Genomic DNA, 18,368 nt, shown 5'->3' on the forward strand with positions numbered 1-18,368 from the left:
CGCTCTTCTCCCTCTCCCTCCGGAAGAGGGTCGGGGTGAGGGCCAACCGGACCACCTTTATTCGGGATCAACGCCTATGAAAATCTCCCGCCAAGCCTATGCCGACATGTTCGGCCCCACCACCGGCGACCGGGTGCGCCTGGCCGATACCGATCTCTGGATCGAGGTCGAAGAGGACCACACCGTCTACGGCGAAGAAGTGAAATTCGGGGGCGGCAAGGTCATCCGCGACGGCATGGGTCAGAGCCAGCTGCTGGCGGCCGAGGTGGTCGATACCGTCATCACCAACGCCCTGATCGTCGACCACTGGGGCATCGTCAAGGCCGATGTCGGCCTCAAGAATGGGCGCATCCAGGCCATCGGCAAGGCCGGCAATCCGGACATCCAGCCCGGCGTCAGCGTACCCATCGGCGCCGCCACCGAGGTCATCGCCGGCGAAGGCATGATCCTCACCGCGGGCGGCATCGACTCCCACATCCACTTCATCTGCCCGCAGCAGATCGAAGAGGCGCTCATGAGTGGCACCACCACCATGATCGGCGGCGGCACCGGGCCGGCCACCGGCACCTATGCCACCACCGTGACCCCCGGTCCCTGGCATATGGCCCAGATGCTCAAGGCCGCCGACGCCTTCCCGATGAACATCGGCTTCACCGGCAAGGGCAACGCCAGCCTGCCTGGGCCACTGGAAGAGCAGGTGCGCGCCGGCGCCATCGGCTTGAAACTCCACGAGGACTGGGGCACCACCCCGGCCGCCATCGACAATTGCCTGGCGGTGGCCGATCGTTTCGACATCCAGGTGGCCATCCACACCGACACCCTCAACGAATCCGGTTTCGTCGAGACCACCCTGGGCGCCTTCAAGGGTCGCACCATCCACACCTACCACACCGAGGGTGCCGGTGGCGGCCACGCGCCGGACATCATCAAGGCCTGCGGCTTCCCCAACGTGCTGCCCAGCTCGACCAACCCGACGCGGCCCTTCACCAAGAACACCATCGACGAGCACCTGGACATGCTCATGGTCTGCCACCACCTGGACCCGAGCATCGCCGAGGACGTCGCCTTCGCCGAGAGCCGCATCCGCCGCGAGACCATCGCCGCCGAGGACATCCTCCACGACCTCGGCGCCTTCGCCATGATCAGCTCCGACAGCCAGGCCATGGGCCGCGTCGGCGAGGTCATCACCCGCACCTGGCAGACCGCCGACAAGATGAAGAAGCAGCGCGGTCCGCTGCCCGAGGACGGCGCCGGCAACGACAACTTCCGGGTCAAGCGCTACATCGCCAAGTACACCATCAACCCGGCGATCACCCATGGCATCAGCCACGAGGTGGGTTCCATCGAGGTGGGCAAGTTCGCCGACCTGGTGCTCTGGCGCCCGGCCTTCTTCGGCGTCAAGCCGACGCTGATCCTCAAGGGCGGCGCCATCGCGGCCAGTCTGATGGGCGACGCCAACGCCTCCATCCCCACCCCGCAACCGGTGCACTACCGCCCCATGTTCGGCAGCTACGCCGGCATGCTCCACGACACCAGCCTGACCTTCATCAGCCAGGCCGCCTTCGAGGCCGGGGTGCCTGAGCAACTGGGGCTGAAGAAGCGCATCGGTGTGGTCAAGGGCTGCCGCACCGCGCAGAAGAGCGACCTCATCCACAATGACTATCTGCCCACCATTGAGGTCGATCCGCAGAACTACCAGGTCAAGGCCGACGGCCAGCTGCTCTGGTGCGAACCGGCCGAAGTGCTGCCGATGGCGCAGCGCTACTTTCTGTTCTAAAAGGGCCTGTTCTAAAAGGGCCTGTTCTGACTAGGCACAGAAGCCACTGGGCTGCGCCAAGGCAGCCCAATGGCAGACGGCTTGGCCTCAGCCGCGACTGATCGGCGCCGCTGGCGCTTCGGCGCGGTCGTCGCGGTCGTAGGCGGCCTTGTCCAGCTGGCCCATCCAGCGCGCGGTCAGGGTGCCGGCGGTCATGGAGCCGTTGACGTTGAGGGCGGTGCGGCCCATGTCGATCAGCGGCTCGATGGACACCAGCAGCGCCACCAGGGTGACCGGCAGGCCGAGGGCCGGCAGCACGATCAGGGCGGCGAAGGTGGCACCGCCGCCCACGCCGGCCACGCCCGCTGAACTCAGGGTGACGATGCCGACCAGGGTGGCGATCCACAGTGGATCGAAGGGATTGATCCCCAGGGTCGGGGCGACCATCATCGCCAGCATGGCCGGATAGAGACCGGCGCAGCCGTTCTGGCCGATGGTGGCGCCAAAGGAGGCGGCGAAGCTGGCGATGGCCGGCGGCACGCCGAGGCGTTCGGTCTGGGCTTCGATGTTGAGCGGGATGGTCGCCGCGCTCGAGCGGCTGGTGAAGGCGAAACTCAGCACCGGCCAGACCTTGGGAAAGAAGCGCGCCGGCGACAGGCCGCTCAGGGTCAGCAGCAGCGCATGGACGCCAAAGAGGATACCCAGGCCCAGGTAGGAGGCGATCAGGAAGGTGCCCAGCTTGAGCACGTCCTGGGGACTGGCGGTGGCGACCATCTTGGTCATCAGCGCCAGCACGCCATAGGGAGTGAGTTGCAGCAGCAGGCGCACCAGCTTCATCACCCAGGCCTGGAGCACGTCGATGCCGGCCAGCACCTTCTCGCCGCGCACCGGATCGTCGCGTTGCAGGCGCAGGGCGGCGACGCCGAGGAAGGCGGCGAAGATCACCACGCTGATGATGGAGGTGGGATTGGCGCCGGACAGATCGGCGAAGGGATTCTTCGGAATGAAGGACAGCAGCAGCTGCGGCACCGACAGGTCCGCCACCTTGCCGACATAGCTGTTCTGCAGCGCGGTCAGGCGCGCGGTCTCCTGGGCGCCCTGCACCAGGCCTTCGGCGCTCAGGCCGAACAGCCAGGTGACCAGCACCCCGACCAGGGCGGCGATGGCGGTGGTGAACAGCAGGGTGCCCAGGGTCAGCAGGCTGATGCGCCCCATGGAGGAGGCTTCGCGCAGCCGCGCCACGGCGGCCAGGATGGAGGCGAACACCAGCGGCATGATGCTCATCTGCAGCAGCTGCACATAGCCGTTGCCGACCAGGTTGAACCAGCCGATGGAGGTCTTGAGCACCGGGGCGTCATGCCCGTAGACGAGTTGCAGTACCAGGCCGAAGGCCACGCCCAGGGCGAGACCGATGAAGACGCGCACGGCCAGGCTCCAGCCGGTGTTGCGGGTACGCGCCAGCAGGCCGAGCAGCACGGCGAAGGCGACGAGGTTGAGGACGAGAGGCAGATTCACACGAGGTCTCCGATACGGCGCCCGACGCGGCCGCCGGACGAAAAGGCGGCGATGGTAGCAGCTCGGGCCGACTCGGCTTAGATCGAGGCGCTATCACCTGATAACCCTGGGACCTTGGGAGGAGCGGTTCTATCGCCGGGGCGAACGATATTTCCGCCGGGCCTGGCACTGCTAGAGTGCGCCCCGTCGGGAAACGATGCCCGACGCTGCCAACTCAAAAAGGAGTGACTCCATGCAACGTTTCGCCAAGCTCGCCGCTTCCTTCGCCCTCGCCGCCGCCGTCGCCGGCTGCACCGGCACCGCAATGAAGACGCAGAACCTGGATCCGTCGCAGTACACCGTCGTCGGTCATGGCGAGGGCAAGGCCACCGGTCTCATGATCCTGGGCTTCATCCCGGTCAAGCAGAACGACCGCTTCGTGCGTGCCCAGCAGGCCGCCATCAAGTCCCGCGGCGGCGATGCCCTGATCAATGCCCAGGTGCAGGAAAACTGGTTCTGGGCCTATGTCCTGAACGGCTACACCACCACCGTTTCCGGCGACGTGGTCAAGCTCAAGCGCTGAGTCCCGCCCGACCGACAGGCGCCGCCCATGGAGGCGGCGTTTTTGCGCTAGGCTGGTCGCTTCTTTCCGAGGAAGCCGACCATGACCGCGACCCTGATGAAACTCCCGCTGCAATCCATCGATGGCGAAACCCTGACCCTGGAACGCTACCTGGGCAAGGTGCTGCTGGTGGTGAACGTCGCCTCCAAGTGCGGCCTGACCAGCCAGTACGAGGGCCTGGAACGTCTCTATGAGGCCCAGCGCGAACGCGGCCTGGAAGTGCTCGGCTTTCCCGCCAACAACTTCAAGCAGCAGGAGCCCGGCAGCGACGCCGAGATCAAGGAATTCTGCACCCTGACCTATGGCGTGCAATTCCCTATGTTCGCCAAACTCAGCGTGGTGGGTGAAGACAAGCATCCGCTCTATGACGAACTCACCCGTGCCCAGCCCGAGGCGACCGGTGACGGCCCCTTCCGTGAACGCATGGTGAGCCGTGGCGGCAGCCCCAATCCCAAGCCCGAGGTGCTGTGGAATTTCGAGAAATTCCTGATCGGGCGCAATGGCGAGGTGGTGGGGCGCTTCGCGCCGGATGTGACGGCGGATGATCCGCGTTTGGTGGAGGCGATTGAGGTGGAGTTGGCGAAGGGTTGAAGCCGCCCTGCCGGTAAATGGCGAGGCGTGACCTGATTCGTAGGTTGGGTTGAGCGCCAGCGAAGCCCAACCCTGCCAGGGTCAACCTTGAATATTGGTGCCCTAGCTGATTATCGAGTTTTGCTGGCACCTCTTGTTTCGCTCTTCCGAGCGACTCACTTTTGCCAGTCGCGGCTGCGCGCCCCGGACTACGCGTCCCGAACAAAAGTAACCAAAAACGCTGTCCCCACGTTTCGGCGTCGCTCCAGGGGCGCGGCACGAAGGGGCGTCCTGCCTCGCATCCCTCTCCGCGACATCTGTGGTCGGCCTCACTGACGGGGAAAGAGCGCAAGCCTGAGGCTTGGGTGTTCAAAGGTTGTAGCGTGGAAAACCGCGTAGCGTTTTCCGCTGTTGGGCACCTAAGCCATCAGTGGACAAGGCTTCGCCGTTGTCCACGCTACGGGCTACGGGTGACGCGTTCTTCAACCAACACTTTCAGGCTAGCGAATCGCCCCGTTCAGGAGGGCGAACGCCAGTGTCGTGGAGTGGGTCTAGCCGCATGGATGCGGCGAGAGGCCTAACGGGCCATGGACGGCCCGTGTAGGCCGACCCCGGAACGGCGCTGGTGTGAGCGGACCTGGAGCGAAGCGGAAGGCCGGATGGTGGGGCAAGCGTTTTTGGTTACTTTTTTGGCGACTGCAAAAAGTGACTCGCCCGGGTGGGCGAAACAAAAACTCCCCAAACACTCAATAAGTAGCCATGGCACGTACTAAAAAAGCATGAGGCCATGCAGCGTTGGGCTTCGCTAAAGCTCAACCCAACCTACAGGCGTCTCCTGCTCAAGAGGTCGGATTGCGACGGTCGACCGCCACAACCAAACCCTCCCCTTACCCCCGCTGCAACACCCCGCGCATGGAGCCGAAATGCCCCGGGAAGGAACAGAAGAAGGTGTATTCCTTGCCCGCTTCCAGAGCCCCGGTATCGAAGGTCACGGAGTCCTTCTCGCCGCCGCCCAGCATGCGGGTGTGGGCGATGATGCGTTCGTCGCCCTCCGGCAGGTAGCCCTTGTCTTCACCCGCGCTCATGCCCGCGGCGTCGACGGCCGAGGCGTCGGTGGCGCGGGTCAGGACCCAGTTGTGGCCCATGACGTTCTTGGGCAGGCTGCCGTTGTGGATCAGCTCGACGGTAAAGGTCTTGCACGAGGCCGGGACCTGGATCGAGGCGCGGCTGTAGGTCATCTGGTCGCCGGCTTCGATCTGGGTGGTACAGCTGTCGGCGGCCCAGGCGCCGGTACTTCCCAGGACGAACAAAGCGGCGGCAAAAAGCGTGGATTTCATGAACCCTCCGGATGCGTGAAAGTCGCCAGTCAGACCGATGCGAGGGTGGCGGGTTCCAGCGATCATGGCAAGGGAGCCGCTCCGCTCTATCGCCTCCATCGAAACCTTTGCCGGGTCGTCGGGCCTTACCTCTAGGTACTATCTCCCTCATTATCCGCCAGCCAAGGACGCCCGCCATGACCCTTACCGCCCTGCTGCACGAGTTGTTCGCCAGCTATGCCCAGGCCGCCAGCGGCAATGCGCCGGAAGAGGCTTCTCTCGCGCGATGACGGTGCTTTGATCGCGCGTGGCGGGCAGCTAGGCTAGGCGTTTTGCCTGCCTAGGAGTCTCCATGTCGCTGAAAACCGTCTGTGTCTTCTGTGGCGCCAAGCCCGGCGCCTCGCCCGTCTTCGCGGAAGCGGCCGCGCGCCTGGGTCGTACCCTCGCCGAGCGTGGCCTCACCCTGGCCTACGGCGGTGGCAAGGTCGGCCTGATGGGTGTGGTCGCGGATGCTGCCCTGGCCGCCGGTGGCGAGGTGATCGGTATCATTCCCCAGAGTCTCAAGACCGCCGAGCTGGGCCATACCGGCTGCACGCGTCTGGAAGTGGTCGACGGCATGCATGCGCGCAAGGCGCGCATGGCGGAGCTGGCCGATGCCTTCATCGCCCTCCCCGGCGGCCTGGGCACCCTGGAAGAGCTTTTCGAGGTCTGGACCTGGGGGCAGCTCGGCTACCATGCCAAGCCCATGGGCCTGCTGGAGGTCGACGGCTTCTATGCCCAGCTGGAGGGCTTCCTCGATCACCTGGTGGCCCAGGGCTTCGTCGCCGCGCCGCATCGCGCCATGCTGCAGGTGGAAGACTCGCCGACCGCGCTGCTGGACGCTCTCGCCGCCTGGCAACCCACGGTGCCGCCGCGCTGGGCGGAATCGGCTCCGCGCTGATCTGGCTACACCGCCCGTCTCGGGTCTCGAACCCTCGCCGCTTGTGGCCTGTCGGTACTGACAGGCCCGCAAACGTTTCAAGAGCGACGAGGATTCTCCCATGACCGATTTTCCCAAAGCCCCCATGCCGGAACAGCAACAAAAGGTTCCCGGCCTGCAATCGCGCATGAATCCGGTCCCGGATTGCGGTGAACAGAGCTACAAGGGCTCCGGCCGCCTGACCGGCAAGAAGGCGCTGATCACCGGTGGCGACAGTGGCATCGGCCGCGCCGTGGCCATCGCCTTCGCCCGCGAGGGCGCCGATGTCGCCATCAGCTACCTGAACGAACACGAAGACGCCGAGGACACCGCCCGCCTGGTGCGCGAAGCCGGCCGCGAAGCCCTGTTGCTGCCGGGCTGCCTGTCCAAGCGCGAGCAGTGCCTGGCGGTGGTGGACCAGACCGTGGCCGCCTTTGGCCGCATCGATGTGCTGGTCAACAACGCCGCCTTCCAGATGACCCACGAGACCCTCGAAGAGATTCCCGACGACGAGTGGGTCTACACCTTCGATGTGAACATCACCGCCATGTTTCGCATCACCCAGGCCGCGCTAAAGCACATGGGCCAGGGTGGCTCCATCATCAACACCACCTCGGTGAACTCGGACATGCCGCGGCCGACGCTGCTGGCCTATGCCACCACCAAGGGCGCCATCGCCAACTTCACCGCGGGCCTGGCGCAGCTGCTCGGCGAGAAGGGCATCCGCGCCAACAGCGTGGCTCCCGGTCCCATCTGGACCCCGCTGATCCCCGCCACCATGCCACCGGAGCAGGTCAAGGAATTCGGTGGCAACACCCCGCTGGGCCGCCCCGGCCAGCCGGTGGAGCTGGCGCCGGTTTACGTGATGCTGGCGTCCGACGAATCCAGCTACACCTCGGGCGCGCGCATCGCCGTCACCGGCGGCAAGCCGATCCTCTAAATGCCCCCTGCGCACCCCGGCACGCGCCGGGGTCGCCCTTCTCGTCTGCATTCGGAGTCCTCTCGTGAGCGAACATCCCAAACCACCCCTCAAACCCCAACCCCAGACCTTTCCCGGCTCCGAAGCGCGCATGGATCCGCAGCCCGACAGCGGCGCCGCGAGCTACCGCGGCTCGGGTCGCCTGGCAGGCAAGAAGACCCTGATCACCGGGGCCGACAGTGGTATCGGCCGCGCCGTGGCCATCGCCTTCGCCCGGGAAGGCGCCGATGTCGCCATCGCCTACCTGGACGAGCACGAGGATGCCCAGGAGACCGCTCGCCTGGTCACCGAAGCCGGGCGCCAGGCCGTGCTCTTGCCGGGCGATCTGGCCGAGCGCCAGACCTGCCTGGACGTGGTGCAGAAAACCGTGGAGGCCTTTGGCCGCATCGACGTGCTGGTCAACAACGCCGCCTTCCAGCAGGTGCGCGACAGCCTCGACGAGATTCCCGACGAGGAATGGGTGCATACCTTCAACGTGAACATCCATGGGATGTTCCGCATCACCCAGGCGGTGGTGAAGCACATGCCGCGCGGCGGCTCCATCATCAACACCGCCTCGATCAATGCCGACATCGCCCCGCCGACCCTGCTGGCCTATTCGGCCACCAAGGGCGCCATCGCCAACTTCACCGCGGGTCTGGCGCAGCTGCTCGGCGAGAAAGGCATCCGTGCCAACAGTGTGGCCCCGGGCCCAATCTGGACGCCGCTGATCGTCAGCACCATGAAGCCGGACGAACCGGAGCAATTCGGTAGCAGCACGCCCCTGGGGCGTCCCGGCCAACCGGTGGAACTGGCGCCGGCCTATGTGTTGCTGGCGTCGGACGAAGGCAGCTACATCTCCGGCGCCATGCTGCCGGTGACGGGCGGGATGCCGGTGCTCTAAGGGTTTTGGCTAGGGTGCTTGGGTTTGCCCTCACCCCGGCCCTCTCCGGGAGGGAGAGGGGTAGCTCCGTAGGTTGGGTTGAGCGCGGCGAAGCCCAACGCGGGATATCTGGCAGTGTTGGGCTTCGACTATGAAACTGTCTCAGCCCCACCTACGGGACTTGCCCTCTCTCAGAGAGAAGATTGCTCAGCGTCCGCGTGGAAAACGCTGCACGGTTTTCCACCCTGCATATCAGGGTTCGCCCTTTCCCCAAAGGGAGAGGGGGCAGGTCCGTAGGTTGGGTTGAGCGCAGCGAAGCCCAACGCGGGGTAGCCGGCGGCGTTGGGCTTCGACGATGAAGCTGTCTCAACCCAACCTACGAGGGTTTTCAACCTGCCAATTCATGCCGGCGACCGGAAGCCTCGGTCAAACGCCCCCTCTCCCCCAGGGAGAGGGCCGGGGTGAGGGTCGCGCAGATGCCCTACGGCTGCAGGTAGCGCACCATCGCATCGCCGATCATGGTCTTGTGCCGCCGCAACACCGCCGGTGCTTCCATGTCGATGTCGTGGATGCGGCCGAAGGTGTGGCGGTTGGAGACGCGGTAGAAGCAGAACGAACACATCAGCAGGTGCACATCCACCGCATCCAATCCGCTGCGGATCTCGCCGCTGGCTTCGCCGCGCGCCAGGATGCGGCGCAGGGCCTCCAGGGCAGAGGAGTTGAGGCTGGAGATGGTCTCGGACTGCGCCAGGTGGCGACCACGGTGGATGTTCTCGATGCTCACCACGCGGATGAAGTCATCGTGACTGCGGTGGTGCTCGAAGAGGAACTCCGCCAGGGTGCGGATCGCCTCCAGCGGCGGCAGCCGGTCCAGCGGCAGTTCGGCCTCGTTGCCGCGCACGTCGCTGTAGAGCTTTTCCAGCACCGTCAGGTAGAGCTGCTCCTTGCTGCCGAAGTAGTAGTAGATCATCCGCTTGGAGGTATGGGTGCGCTCGGCGATGGCGTCCACCCGCGCACCGCTCAGGCCCAGATCGGCGAACTCGGCCACGGCGGCGGCGAGGATGGCCTGGCGGGTCTTTTCGGGATTGTTCTTGCGCGGCGTACGGAGCGCGGGCGCCGGGGTGTCCTGCATCGGGTCTGACTCTTGGCTGGGGAGAGATGCGGGTACCCACAGGTACCCGCCTGGCTCAGAATTCCAGGGGCGCCGGGCGACCCTGGCGGGCCTGCAGCATGGCCGCCAGGCGGACCGGGCTGTTGGCGGCGCCGTAGCCACTGTAATCCTTGCGCTGGAGGATTTCGAAGAAGAATCGGTCGGCGAAGGACTCGGTATAGACGTGGAACAGCTCGCCACCCTGGGCGTCACGGTCGTAGAGCACGTTGTAGTAGGCCAGGCGACTGAGGAAGTCGTCGTCGAAATCGAAGCGCGCCCCCAGGTCGTCGTAGTAGTTCATTGGGATCTCCAGCAGGGGCACCCCGGCGGCCTTGGCCTGTTCCACCGCCTGGAAGATGTCCTGGCAGGCGAAGGCGATGTGGTGCACCCCCGAGCCGCGATAGCTGGACAGCGCCCGGGCGATGGCGGTGTTGCGATTCTCCGAGATGTTCAGCGCCAGGCGCACGCTGCTCTGGCGATTCTTCAGGGCGCGGCTCTTGACCAGGCCATAGGGATCCGGGACCACCACCTCGTCGTCGGCGCTGAAGTCGAACAGGCTCTTGTAGAACAGCACCCAGCTGTCCAGGGCATCGGCGGGCAGAGCGATGGCCACGTGATCGACATGGGTCAGCCCGAGGCCACCGCTGGCGCCGGCGCTGACATCGAAGTCGGTGTCGTAGAGACTGCGGCCATCCGCGCCGCGATCGGCGAGATAGATCAGGCTGCCGTCCGGCGCCCGCACCGCCGGGATCTCCCGCTCGTTGGGGCCGACCAGGCCGCGATAGGGCTGCGCCCGGTATTGCTGGGCGCGCTCCAGGGCGGCCTGGCTATCCGGTACCCGTAGCGCCATGGCGCACAGCGAAGGGCCATGGGCCTCGAAGAAGTTGTGGCCGAAGGAATAGGGTTCGGCGTTGAGCACCAGGTTGATCTCGCCCTGGCGCAACAGGGTAACGTTCTTCGAGCGGTGCCGCCCGGCCTGGGCGAAGCCCAGCTTGCCCAGCCAGCGCGCCAGTTCGGCACCATGGCCGTCGTCCACGGCGAATTCGAGGAATTCGGTGCCTTCCAGGCGCGGCGCCTCGGGTGGAGCGAACAGCGGCGCCGCCACCGGAGTCTCGTCGCGCTGCAGCCGCGCGGCGGTCTGCTCTTCCAGATAGAGCAGGGACCTCAGGCCATCGGCGGCGGTGGCGCGGGTCTGGGCGGCGCGGAAACCGTCGTTGAAGATCTCCAGCGACAGCGGCCCCTGGTAGCCGGTCTGCAGGATGGGCGCGAGAAAACCGGCCAGGTCGAATTCGCCCTGCCCCGGGAAGCAGCGGAAATGCCGACTCCACTCCAGCACGTCCATCTGCAGCAGCGGCGCATCGGCCATCTGCACGAAAAAGATCTTGTCCCCGGGGATCTGGGCGATGCCCGCCGGATCACCGCCGATGGACAGGGTGTGGAAGCTGTCGAGCAGCACGCCGAGATTGGGATGGTCGACCGCCTTCACCAGGCGCCAGACCTGCTGCCAGGTGTTGACGTGCCGTCCCCAGGCGAGGGCTTCGTAGCCGATGCGCAGGCCGCGCGGGGCAGCGCGTTCGGCCAGCAGTTGCAGGTCGTCGGCGATCAGGCGTTCGTCGCCGAGGCTGTCGGCGGCGGTGTTGCTGCACACCAGGATGAGGTCGGTGCCCAGTTCCTGCATGAGGTCGAACTTGCGCTCGGCGCGGTCGAGATTGCGCTGCAGGCGCTCGCGGCGATTGCCTTCGAAGTCGCGGAACGGCTGGAACAGGGTGATGGCCAGACCCAGGTCCTGGGCGCGCTGGCGGATCTCCCGCGGACTGGCGCCGGAATACAGCAGGTCGTTCTCGAAGATCTCCACACCGTCGAAGCCCGCCGCGGCGATGGCCTCGAGTTTCTCGGTCAGGGTGCCACTGATGGATACGGTCGCGATGGAACGCTGCATGCCGGTGCTCCTGGGTTGACGGCCACCGCGCATGCTACTGGCGGAGTGACCGGTATTCGTTAGGGTCTGGCACCGATTATTCGTGGCACCGCACGGCCCAACAATGGATTATGTACGAACCAGTTAGTTTCTGTTCGCTGATCGAACATTTGGTCATCTGGCGAATTGACCCGCCCCAGCGGCGCCTCGCACTATGGATCGCAGAGCCCAGCGCTCGTCGCTTCCGCCGCGTCGACCATAACAAGACAAACAAGAGTGTGCGTCCATGCCCCCGCTATCCACGTTATCCTGCGCCCCCCGTCTCGTCTGCAGCCCCACCGTGCTCGGTCGGCGACGGCCAGGCTAGGTCTTCCCGTCCTTTCCATCTTCGGCTCCCGCTGCCCGAGCGAGTTCGTGCGCGGCGCTGAAACCCTCCTGGCCTGACAATAAAATTCCGGAGACAACCATGGCCACTACCGCCTCCCCCACCCCCGGCTCCCAAGCCAAGAAAGCCACTGCCAGCGGCTGGATCGGCTCGGCACTGGAATACTACGATTTCTTCATCTACGCCCAGGCGGCGGCGCTGATCTTTCCGCAGATCTTCTTCCCCTCCAGCGATCCCAAGATGGCCATCGTCGCCTCCCTCGCCACCTATGGCGTGGGCTATCTGGCGCGGCCGGTCGGCGCCTTCGTGCTCGGTCACTGGGGCGATACCCGCGGCCGCAAGAACGTCCTGCTGCTGTGCATGTTCCTCATGGGCATCGCCACCATGGCCGTTGGCCTGCTGCCCACCTACCACCAGATCGGCATCCTCGCCCCCATCCTGCTGGTGGTGCTGCGCCTGATCCAGGGCTTCGCCGTGGCCGGCGAGATCTCCGGGGCCAGCTCCATGGTGCTCGAACACGCACCCTTCGGGCGGCGTGGCTACTATGCGAGCTTTACCCTGCAGGGCGTCCAGGCCGGTCAGGTACTAGCCGCGGCGATCTTCCTGCCGCTGGCCTACTTCATGCCCGCCGATGCCTTCAACAGCTGGGGCTGGCGCATCCCCTTCCTGCTCAGCGCCTTCGTCCTGCTGGCCGGTTTCATCATCCGCCGGGAAGTCCATGAGACGCCCGCCTTCGTCAAGGAAGAAGCCAAGGCCGAGACCGCCGCCGTGGCCAGACGCTCGCCCATCGGCGAAGCCCTGACCACCAGCTGGAAGGCCATGATCCTGGTGGCCCTGATGGCGCTGATGAACGTCATCCCGGTGGTGGCCACCATCTTCGGCGCCGCCTATGCGGTGCAGCCGGCCTACGGCATCGGCTTCGACAAGAGCGTCTATCTATGGATACCGGTGGTGGGCAACATCGTCGCGGTGCTGGTGATCCCCTTCGTCGGCAACCTCTCCGACCGCATCGGGCGGCGGCCGACCATGATCGGCGGTGCCCTGGGGTCGGGTCTGTTGGCCTTCGGTTACCTCTATGCCATCAGCATCCACAACCTGCCGCTGGCTTTCCTCATGTCGCTGCTGATGTGGGGCGTGGTCTACCAGGGCTACAACGCGGTGTTCCCCAGCTTCTACCCGGAGCAGTTCCAGACCCGCTATCGCGTCTCGGCCATGGCCATCGCCCAGAACATCGGCACCATGTTCACCGCCATGCTGCCGGCGCTGTTCACCCTGGTCGCCCCGCCCGGCACCGACAACATCTGGCTAGTGGTCGGTGGCCTGGCCTTCGGCGTGACCTGCCTGTCGGCCCTGGCGGCCTATCTGTCGCCGGAAACCTACCGGGTGCCCATGAGCGACCTGGGCAAGCCGGGCGCCGTGCAGATGGACAAGCACGCCTATGACACGGCCCGTCAGGACAGCCTCAAGGCCAGCGTCTGACCCCTCGCGAGCCCTCGCCTGGCGAGGGCTCCGCCCTGCTACCTTGGTAGCCTTGCCGTAAGACATACGTTGTCATATAACTATTCAGCCGAATGCGTCGGCCCTAGCTTTCCGATAATTCAAATAAGAAAGGAATCCCTCATGTCGCCTGCACCCTCCTAGCCGTACCTCGCGCCACCGTCCTACCCGCCCTCGTCAGATGCCGCCCCCGCGCCGGCAGGGCACCCCTTACCGACAAGAACAAGGAACACCATGAGCACTCGACTCGCTTCCGGCCGGCTCGCCCGTGCCTGCGCCGCCTTCGCCGCCCTGGTCAGCACCACACCGCTGTGGGCCGCGGACGGCTTCATCGAAGGCACCAAGGCCAATCTCAACCTGCGCAACTTCTACTTCAATCGCAACTTCGTCGATCCGGCCTACACCGCGCAGAACAAGGCCGAGGAATGGACCCAGAGCTTCATCTTCGGCCTGACCTCGGGCTACACCCAGGGCCCGGTGGGCTTCGGCATCGATGCCCTGGGCCTCTACTCGGTCAAGCTCGACGGCGGCGCCGGCACCTACGGCACCCAGCTGCTACCGACCCATGCCGGCAACGAGCCGGCCAAGGACTTCGGCCGCCTGGCGGTGGCGGCCAAGGCCAAGGTCTCCAAGACCGATATCAAGGTCGGCGAGTGGTTCGCCGTGCTGCCGATCCTCAGATCCGACGACGGCCGCTCGCTGCCGCAGACCTTCCAGGGCGCCCAGATCCACTCCACCGAGATCCAGAACCTGGAACTCTGGGGCGGCCAGATGCGCCAGAACAGTCCGCGCAACGACGCCAGCATGGAAGACATGTTCATGCAGGGCCGCGCCAATGCCACCTCCGACCGCTTCAACTACGTCGGCGGCGAATACCGGTTCAACGAGAAGCGTACCCAGATCGGCCTCTGGTACGCCCAGCTCGAAGACATCTACAACCAGAAGTTCATCAACCTGATCCACTACCAGCCAGTGGGCAGCTGGACCCTGGGCGCCAACCTCGGCTACTTCATCGGCGACGACGACGGCTCGGCCCGCGCCGGTGCCCTGGACAACCGCACCGCCTATGCGCTGCTCTCGGCCAAGCAGGGCGGCGGCACCTTCTATGTCGGCCTGCAGCGCGTCAGCGGCGACAGCGCCTGGATGAGGGTCAATGGCACCAGCGGCGGCACCCTGGGCAACGACAGCTACAACTCCAGCTACGACAACGCCCGGGAACGCTCCTGGCAGGTGCGCTACGACCACAACTTCGCCGCCTTCGGCGTGCCGGGCCTGACCCTGATGAACCGCTACATCAGCGGCGACAACGTGCACACCGGCAGCATCACCGACGGCAAGGAATGGGGTCGCGAGTCCGAGGTGCAATACGAGGTGCAGAGCGGTCCGCTGAAGAAACTGCTGATCCGCTGGCGCAACTCCAGCATGAGACGCGACTACAGTGCCAGCGGCTCCTTCGACGAGAACCGCATCATCCTCAACTATCCGATCTCGGTGTTGTAGGGCGCAGTTTCGGCGGCGGCCCGGGTGGCCGCCGCTCGCGCCGACTGGACTCGTTGATAGCCGCTCCTACAGTCCACCCGACCGCTGCACCCTTGCCCCGATCCCTCAGGCCTTATACTGTACAAAGATACAGCTTTCGAGGCCTCCACATGACCCAGCCCCAGCGCCCGCCACGGGGTCGTGGCACCGCCAGCAATCCGCACAATCGCTTCGCCGCGACCCGCAGCGAAGCTGAGCACGATGGCTGGTATGACGAAGCCACCCCGCTGACCTTCACCACCTCGGTACGCCGGGAAACCGCCAAGACGGTGATCAGCCGCAATCAGTCGCCGGACGTGGGCTTCGATCGCTCGGTGAATCCCTATCGTGGCTGCGAGCACGGCTGCATCTACTGCTTCGCCCGCCCCTCCCACGCCTACTGGGATCTCTCGCCAGGCATCGACTTCGAGACCCAGCTGATCGCCAAGACCAACCTGGCGGAGCGTCTGGAAGCGGAGCTGTGCAAGCCGGGCTATCAGCCGCAACCCATCGCCCTGGGTATCAACACCGACGGCTACCAGCCCATCGAGCGCCAGTACCAGCTGACCCGCCAGGCACTGGAAATCCTGCTGCGCTATCGCCATCCGGTGACGATCATCACCAAGAGCGCGCTGATCCTGCGCGACCTGGATCTCTTCGTGCAGCTGGCCGAGCGCAACCTGGTACGGGTCGCCTTCAGCCTCACCACGCTGGACGATGACCTCAAGCGCGTCCTCGAACCGCGCACCGCGGCGCCCCAGGCCCGGCTGCGCGCCATGCGCACCCTGCACGAGCACGGGGTGCCGGTAAGCGCCCTGCTGGCGCCGATGATTCCCATGATCAACGACCATGAACTCGAAGCCCTGCTGGAGGCAGCCCGCGACCACGGCGCCCGCTCGGCCGGCTACACACTGTTGCGACTGCCACTGGAGATCGCCGACCTGTTCGAGGAGTGGCTGCAGACGCACTTTCCAGAACGCGCCGCCCATGTCATGAGCCTGATCCGCCAGTCGCGCGGCGGGAAGAACTACGACAGCCGCTTCGGCATCCGCATGAAGGGCGAAGGCCAGTTCGCCGAGCTCCTGGCCCAGCGCTTTCGCCTGGCCCGCCGCCGCTTCGGCCTGGAGCGCCGCGAGGGCGAAGGCCTGGATTGCAGCCAGTTCGCCCCGCCGGGGGAGCAATTGGGATTGTTCTAGGACAGGCGCCGCACGGGCTGCTCCCTCTCCCCAACCCTCTCCCAGAGGGAGAGGGGGAAAAGCGGCGCACGCCTCGTAGGTTGGGTTGAGCCCAGCGAAGCCCAACGATCTGTCCCTCACCCCAGCCTCCTCCCAGCGGGAGAGGGGGAAAAGCGGCGCACCCGTAGGTTGGGTTGAGCACAGCGAAGCCCAACGGGCCGGCACGCCCCCCAGACCTTCCCACACAGCTGCTAGGCTAACGGCTGTTCCTACTTCCGGAGTCGCCATGACCGCCCCTACCTCGCTCACGCCGGCCCAGGCCGTTGCCGCCGGTATCGACTTCGCCGAACTCAAGGTCGATGCCAGTGGCCTCTACTGGAGTCAGTACGATCCCGCCGACGGCACCACCCGGCTGTGGCTGCGCGAGCCCGGCGGCGCGCCGCGTTGCCTCACGCCGGCGGGCTTCAGCCTGCGCAGCAAGGTCTATGAGTACGGCGGTGGCGCCCTCTGCCTGGGTGACCAGGGACCGCTGTTCGTCAACGAAGGCGACCAGGCGATCTATCGCCAACCGCGGGACGGTAGTACACCCGAACGCCTGGCCGGTGGCGAGCACTGGCGCTATGGCGATCTGCATTGGGACGGGGCCCGACAGCGGGTGCTGGCGGTCGAGGAAGACCGCGGCGAACAGCCGCCGCGGCATCGCCTGGTCGCCCTGAGCTCAGGCGGCGAGCGTCAGGTGCTCGCCGAGGGCGCGGATTTCTATGCGGCGCCGCGTACCAGCGCCGACGGCCGTCGACTGGCCTGGATCGAGTGGGACAGGCCGCACCAGCCCTGGACCCGCACCCGGCTGCTGGCGGCGACACTGGACAAAGAAGGTCAGCCCGTAGCGCCTAGCATCGTTTCAGCCGATCCCGAGGAGTCGCTGCAGCAGCCGCTCTTCGATGAGCATGACCAACTCTGGGCGCTGAGCGATCGCCAGGGCTGGTGGCAACCCTGGTGCGAGACCACGGAGGGCTTCAGGCTACAAGAGGCACCGGCGGCGGATCATGCCGCCGCGCCCTGGCAACTGGGTGGCGCCAGTTGGTTGCCGACGGCGCAAGGCTGGCTGGCGACCTGGCAGGAACAGGGCTTCGGCCTGCTCGGTGAGCGGCGGGCAGCTGGCGAGGTCCGCCGCCTGGCCCCGGACTTCAGCCGTTTCCGCGGCCTGGCCCTGGACGAGACGCACTGCTACTGCATCGCCGCAGCGCCGACCCGGCCCTCGGCGGTGCTGGCCATCGACCGCCAGACCGGCGCGGTGGAGATCGTCACCGGCGGGGTGGCACCCCTGGCGGACGCGGCCATCGTCACGCCCCAGCCGTTGAGCTACCCAAGCGGTGGCGAGCAGGCCCAGGGCTTTCTCTATCTGCCGGAAGGGCACGGCGAAGGTCCGCCACCGCTGCTGGTCAGCATCCATGGCGGCCCCACCTCCTGCACCTATCCAGTGTTCGATGCGCGTATCCAGTTCTGGGTGCGCCAAGGCTTCGCCGTGGCCGATCTCAACTATCGCGGCAGCAGCGGCCACGGCCGGGCCTATCGCCAGGCGCTGCATCTGCGCTGGGGCGAAGTGGATGTCGAGGATGCCTGCGCGGTGGTCGAGCACCTCGGTGCCCAGGGGCTGGTGGATCCGCACCGCGCCTTTATCCGCGGCGGCAGCGCGGGCGGCTATACCGTGCTCTGCGCCCTGGCCTTCCGCGACGTCTTCCGCGCCGGCGCCAGCCTCTATGGCGTCAGCGATCCCCTGGCACTGGCCAAGGCCACCCACAAGTTCGAGGCCGACTACCTGGACTGGCTGATCGGCGATCCCGAGGCCGACCGCGCGCGCTACGAGGCCCGTACCCCGTTGCTGCACGCGGATGGCATCCAGGCGCCGGTGATCTTCCTGCAGGGCCTCAAGGACGCCGTGGTGGTCCCGGCCCAGACCGACGCCATGGCCGCGGCCCTGGAGGCGCGCGGCATACCGGTGGTGGTCAGGCGCTATCCCGATGAAGGCCATGGCTTTCGCCGAGCGGCCAACCAGGCCGATGCCCTGGAGCAGGAGGCCGCCTTCTATCGCCGCTGGCTGTGATCGAGGCGCGCTCAGAAAGTCGGTCCGGGCCGACGCTGAGCGCACCCGGGCCGTATAGAATGGC

The 18,368-nt window shown here is 66.1% G+C and carries 14 protein-coding genes; 10 read left to right on the plus strand and 4 right to left on the minus strand.

The genetic code is table 11. The features are described 5' to 3' along the window. The first annotated feature begins 76 nt into the window (after positions 1 to 76). On the plus strand, positions 77 to 1,777 hold the full coding sequence (gene ureC, locus AX284_RS06610) for an urease subunit alpha (protein ID WP_017642636.1): 1,701 nt from the start codon (positions 77 to 79) through the stop codon (positions 1,775 to 1,777). Between the two features lie 87 nt (positions 1,778 to 1,864). Here ureC and AX284_RS06615 read toward each other — a convergent pair whose 3' ends face one another. Next, positions 1,865 to 3,271 carry an L-cystine transporter gene (locus AX284_RS06615; protein WP_017642637.1) on the minus strand — a complete coding sequence of 469 codons (1,407 nt, stop codon included), beginning with the start codon at positions 3,269 to 3,271 and terminating at the stop codon, positions 1,865 to 1,867. A 232-nt stretch (positions 3,272 to 3,503) separates the two neighbouring features. Between AX284_RS06615 and AX284_RS06620 the strand changes: the two genes are divergently transcribed. Further along, complete coding sequence (locus AX284_RS06620) at positions 3,504 to 3,833, plus strand: hypothetical protein (RefSeq protein ID WP_068384245.1); 330 nt, start codon at positions 3,504 to 3,506, stop codon at positions 3,831 to 3,833. Between the two features lie 81 nt (positions 3,834 to 3,914). Continuing rightward, a complete protein-coding gene (locus AX284_RS06625; protein WP_007163002.1) occupies positions 3,915 to 4,463 on the plus strand; it encodes a glutathione peroxidase in 549 nt (182 codons plus the stop codon). 866 nt (positions 4,464 to 5,329) lie between these two features. Here AX284_RS06625 and azu read toward each other — a convergent pair. Next, entirely contained in the window at positions 5,330 to 5,779 is a 450-nt protein-coding gene (azu, locus tag AX284_RS06630; protein ID WP_068384247.1) for an azurin, read from the minus strand. Positions 5,780 to 6,110: 331 nt separating this feature from the next. Between azu and AX284_RS06635 the strand changes: the two genes are divergently transcribed. The 3 genes from AX284_RS06635 (at position 6,111) to AX284_RS06645 (ending at position 8,578) form a co-directional block, all read left to right on the plus strand. Next, the gene (locus AX284_RS06635; RefSeq protein ID WP_068384249.1) at positions 6,111 to 6,698 is read left to right on the plus strand and encodes a TIGR00730 family Rossman fold protein; all 588 of its coding nucleotides are present in this window, start codon (positions 6,111 to 6,113) and stop codon (positions 6,696 to 6,698) included. Positions 6,699 to 6,798: 100 nt separating this feature from the next. Further along, complete coding sequence (locus AX284_RS06640; RefSeq protein WP_017642642.1) at positions 6,799 to 7,656, plus strand: SDR family oxidoreductase; 858 nt, start codon at positions 6,799 to 6,801, stop codon at positions 7,654 to 7,656. 64 nt (positions 7,657 to 7,720) lie between these two features. Next, the gene (locus tag AX284_RS06645; protein ID WP_017642643.1) at positions 7,721 to 8,578 is read left to right on the plus strand and encodes a glucose 1-dehydrogenase; all 858 of its coding nucleotides are present in this window, start codon (positions 7,721 to 7,723) and stop codon (positions 8,576 to 8,578) included. A 460-nt stretch (positions 8,579 to 9,038) separates the two neighbouring features. Here AX284_RS06645 and AX284_RS06650 read toward each other — a convergent pair whose 3' ends face one another. Together AX284_RS06650 and quiC are read right to left on the minus strand one after the other, a co-directional pair. After that, on the minus strand, positions 9,039 to 9,689 hold the full coding sequence (locus AX284_RS06650) for a TetR/AcrR family transcriptional regulator (RefSeq protein ID WP_068384251.1): 651 nt from the start codon (positions 9,687 to 9,689) through the stop codon (positions 9,039 to 9,041). 55 nt (positions 9,690 to 9,744) lie between these two features. Continuing rightward, complete coding sequence (quiC, locus tag AX284_RS06655; RefSeq protein ID WP_068384253.1) at positions 9,745 to 11,646, minus strand: 3-dehydroshikimate dehydratase QuiC; 1,902 nt, start codon at positions 11,644 to 11,646, stop codon at positions 9,745 to 9,747. 445 nt (positions 11,647 to 12,091) lie between these two features. On the opposite strand from quiC, the gene AX284_RS06660 reads away from it, so the two are divergent. The 4 genes from AX284_RS06660 (at position 12,092) to AX284_RS06675 (ending at position 18,304) form a co-directional block, all read left to right on the plus strand. Continuing rightward, on the plus strand, positions 12,092 to 13,489 hold the full coding sequence (locus AX284_RS06660; RefSeq protein ID WP_064307553.1) for an MFS transporter: 1,398 nt from the start codon (positions 12,092 to 12,094) through the stop codon (positions 13,487 to 13,489). Positions 13,490 to 13,741: 252 nt separating this feature from the next. Further along, positions 13,742 to 15,007 (plus strand): OprD family porin, encoded by a 1,266-nt coding sequence (locus AX284_RS06665; RefSeq protein ID WP_068384255.1) that lies wholly within the window; start codon positions 13,742 to 13,744, stop codon positions 15,005 to 15,007. Between the two features lie 149 nt (positions 15,008 to 15,156). Further along, entirely contained in the window at positions 15,157 to 16,221 is a 1,065-nt protein-coding gene (locus AX284_RS06670; RefSeq protein WP_064307554.1) for a PA0069 family radical SAM protein, read from the plus strand. Between the two features lie 265 nt (positions 16,222 to 16,486). Continuing rightward, on the plus strand, positions 16,487 to 18,304 hold the full coding sequence (locus AX284_RS06675) for a S9 family peptidase (protein ID WP_068384256.1): 1,818 nt from the start codon (positions 16,487 to 16,489) through the stop codon (positions 18,302 to 18,304). The last annotated feature ends 64 nt before the right edge of the window (positions 18,305 to 18,368 follow it).

The sequence above is a fragment of the Pseudomonas sp. HUK17 genome (assembly GCF_001566765.1).

Excerpts from the sequence above, each read along its gene's own strand:
- AX284_RS06635 (WP_068384249.1), top strand. The coding sequence starts at position 6,111 with ATGTCGCTGAAAACCGTCTGTGTCTTCTGTGGCGCCAAGCCCGGCGCC.
- AX284_RS06650 (WP_068384251.1), bottom strand. The coding sequence starts at position 9,689 with ATGCAGGACACCCCGGCGCCCGCGCTCCGTACGCCGCGCAAGAACAAT.
- AX284_RS06675 (WP_068384256.1), top strand. The coding sequence starts at position 16,487 with ATGACCGCCCCTACCTCGCTCACGCCGGCCCAGGCCGTTGCCGCCGGT.
- AX284_RS06665 (WP_068384255.1), top strand. The coding sequence starts at position 13,742 with ATGAGCACTCGACTCGCTTCCGGCCGGCTCGCCCGTGCCTGCGCCGCC.
- AX284_RS06660 (WP_064307553.1), top strand. The coding sequence starts at position 12,092 with ATGGCCACTACCGCCTCCCCCACCCCCGGCTCCCAAGCCAAGAAAGCC.
- AX284_RS06625 (WP_007163002.1), top strand. The coding sequence starts at position 3,915 with ATGACCGCGACCCTGATGAAACTCCCGCTGCAATCCATCGATGGCGAA.
- AX284_RS06620 (WP_068384245.1), top strand. The coding sequence starts at position 3,504 with ATGCAACGTTTCGCCAAGCTCGCCGCTTCCTTCGCCCTCGCCGCCGCC.
- quiC (WP_068384253.1), bottom strand. The coding sequence starts at position 11,646 with ATGCAGCGTTCCATCGCGACCGTATCCATCAGTGGCACCCTGACCGAG.
- azu (WP_068384247.1), bottom strand. The coding sequence starts at position 5,779 with ATGAAATCCACGCTTTTTGCCGCCGCTTTGTTCGTCCTGGGAAGTACC.
- ureC (WP_017642636.1), top strand. The coding sequence starts at position 77 with ATGAAAATCTCCCGCCAAGCCTATGCCGACATGTTCGGCCCCACCACC.
- AX284_RS06670 (WP_064307554.1), top strand. The coding sequence starts at position 15,157 with ATGACCCAGCCCCAGCGCCCGCCACGGGGTCGTGGCACCGCCAGCAAT.
- AX284_RS06640 (WP_017642642.1), top strand. The coding sequence starts at position 6,799 with ATGACCGATTTTCCCAAAGCCCCCATGCCGGAACAGCAACAAAAGGTT.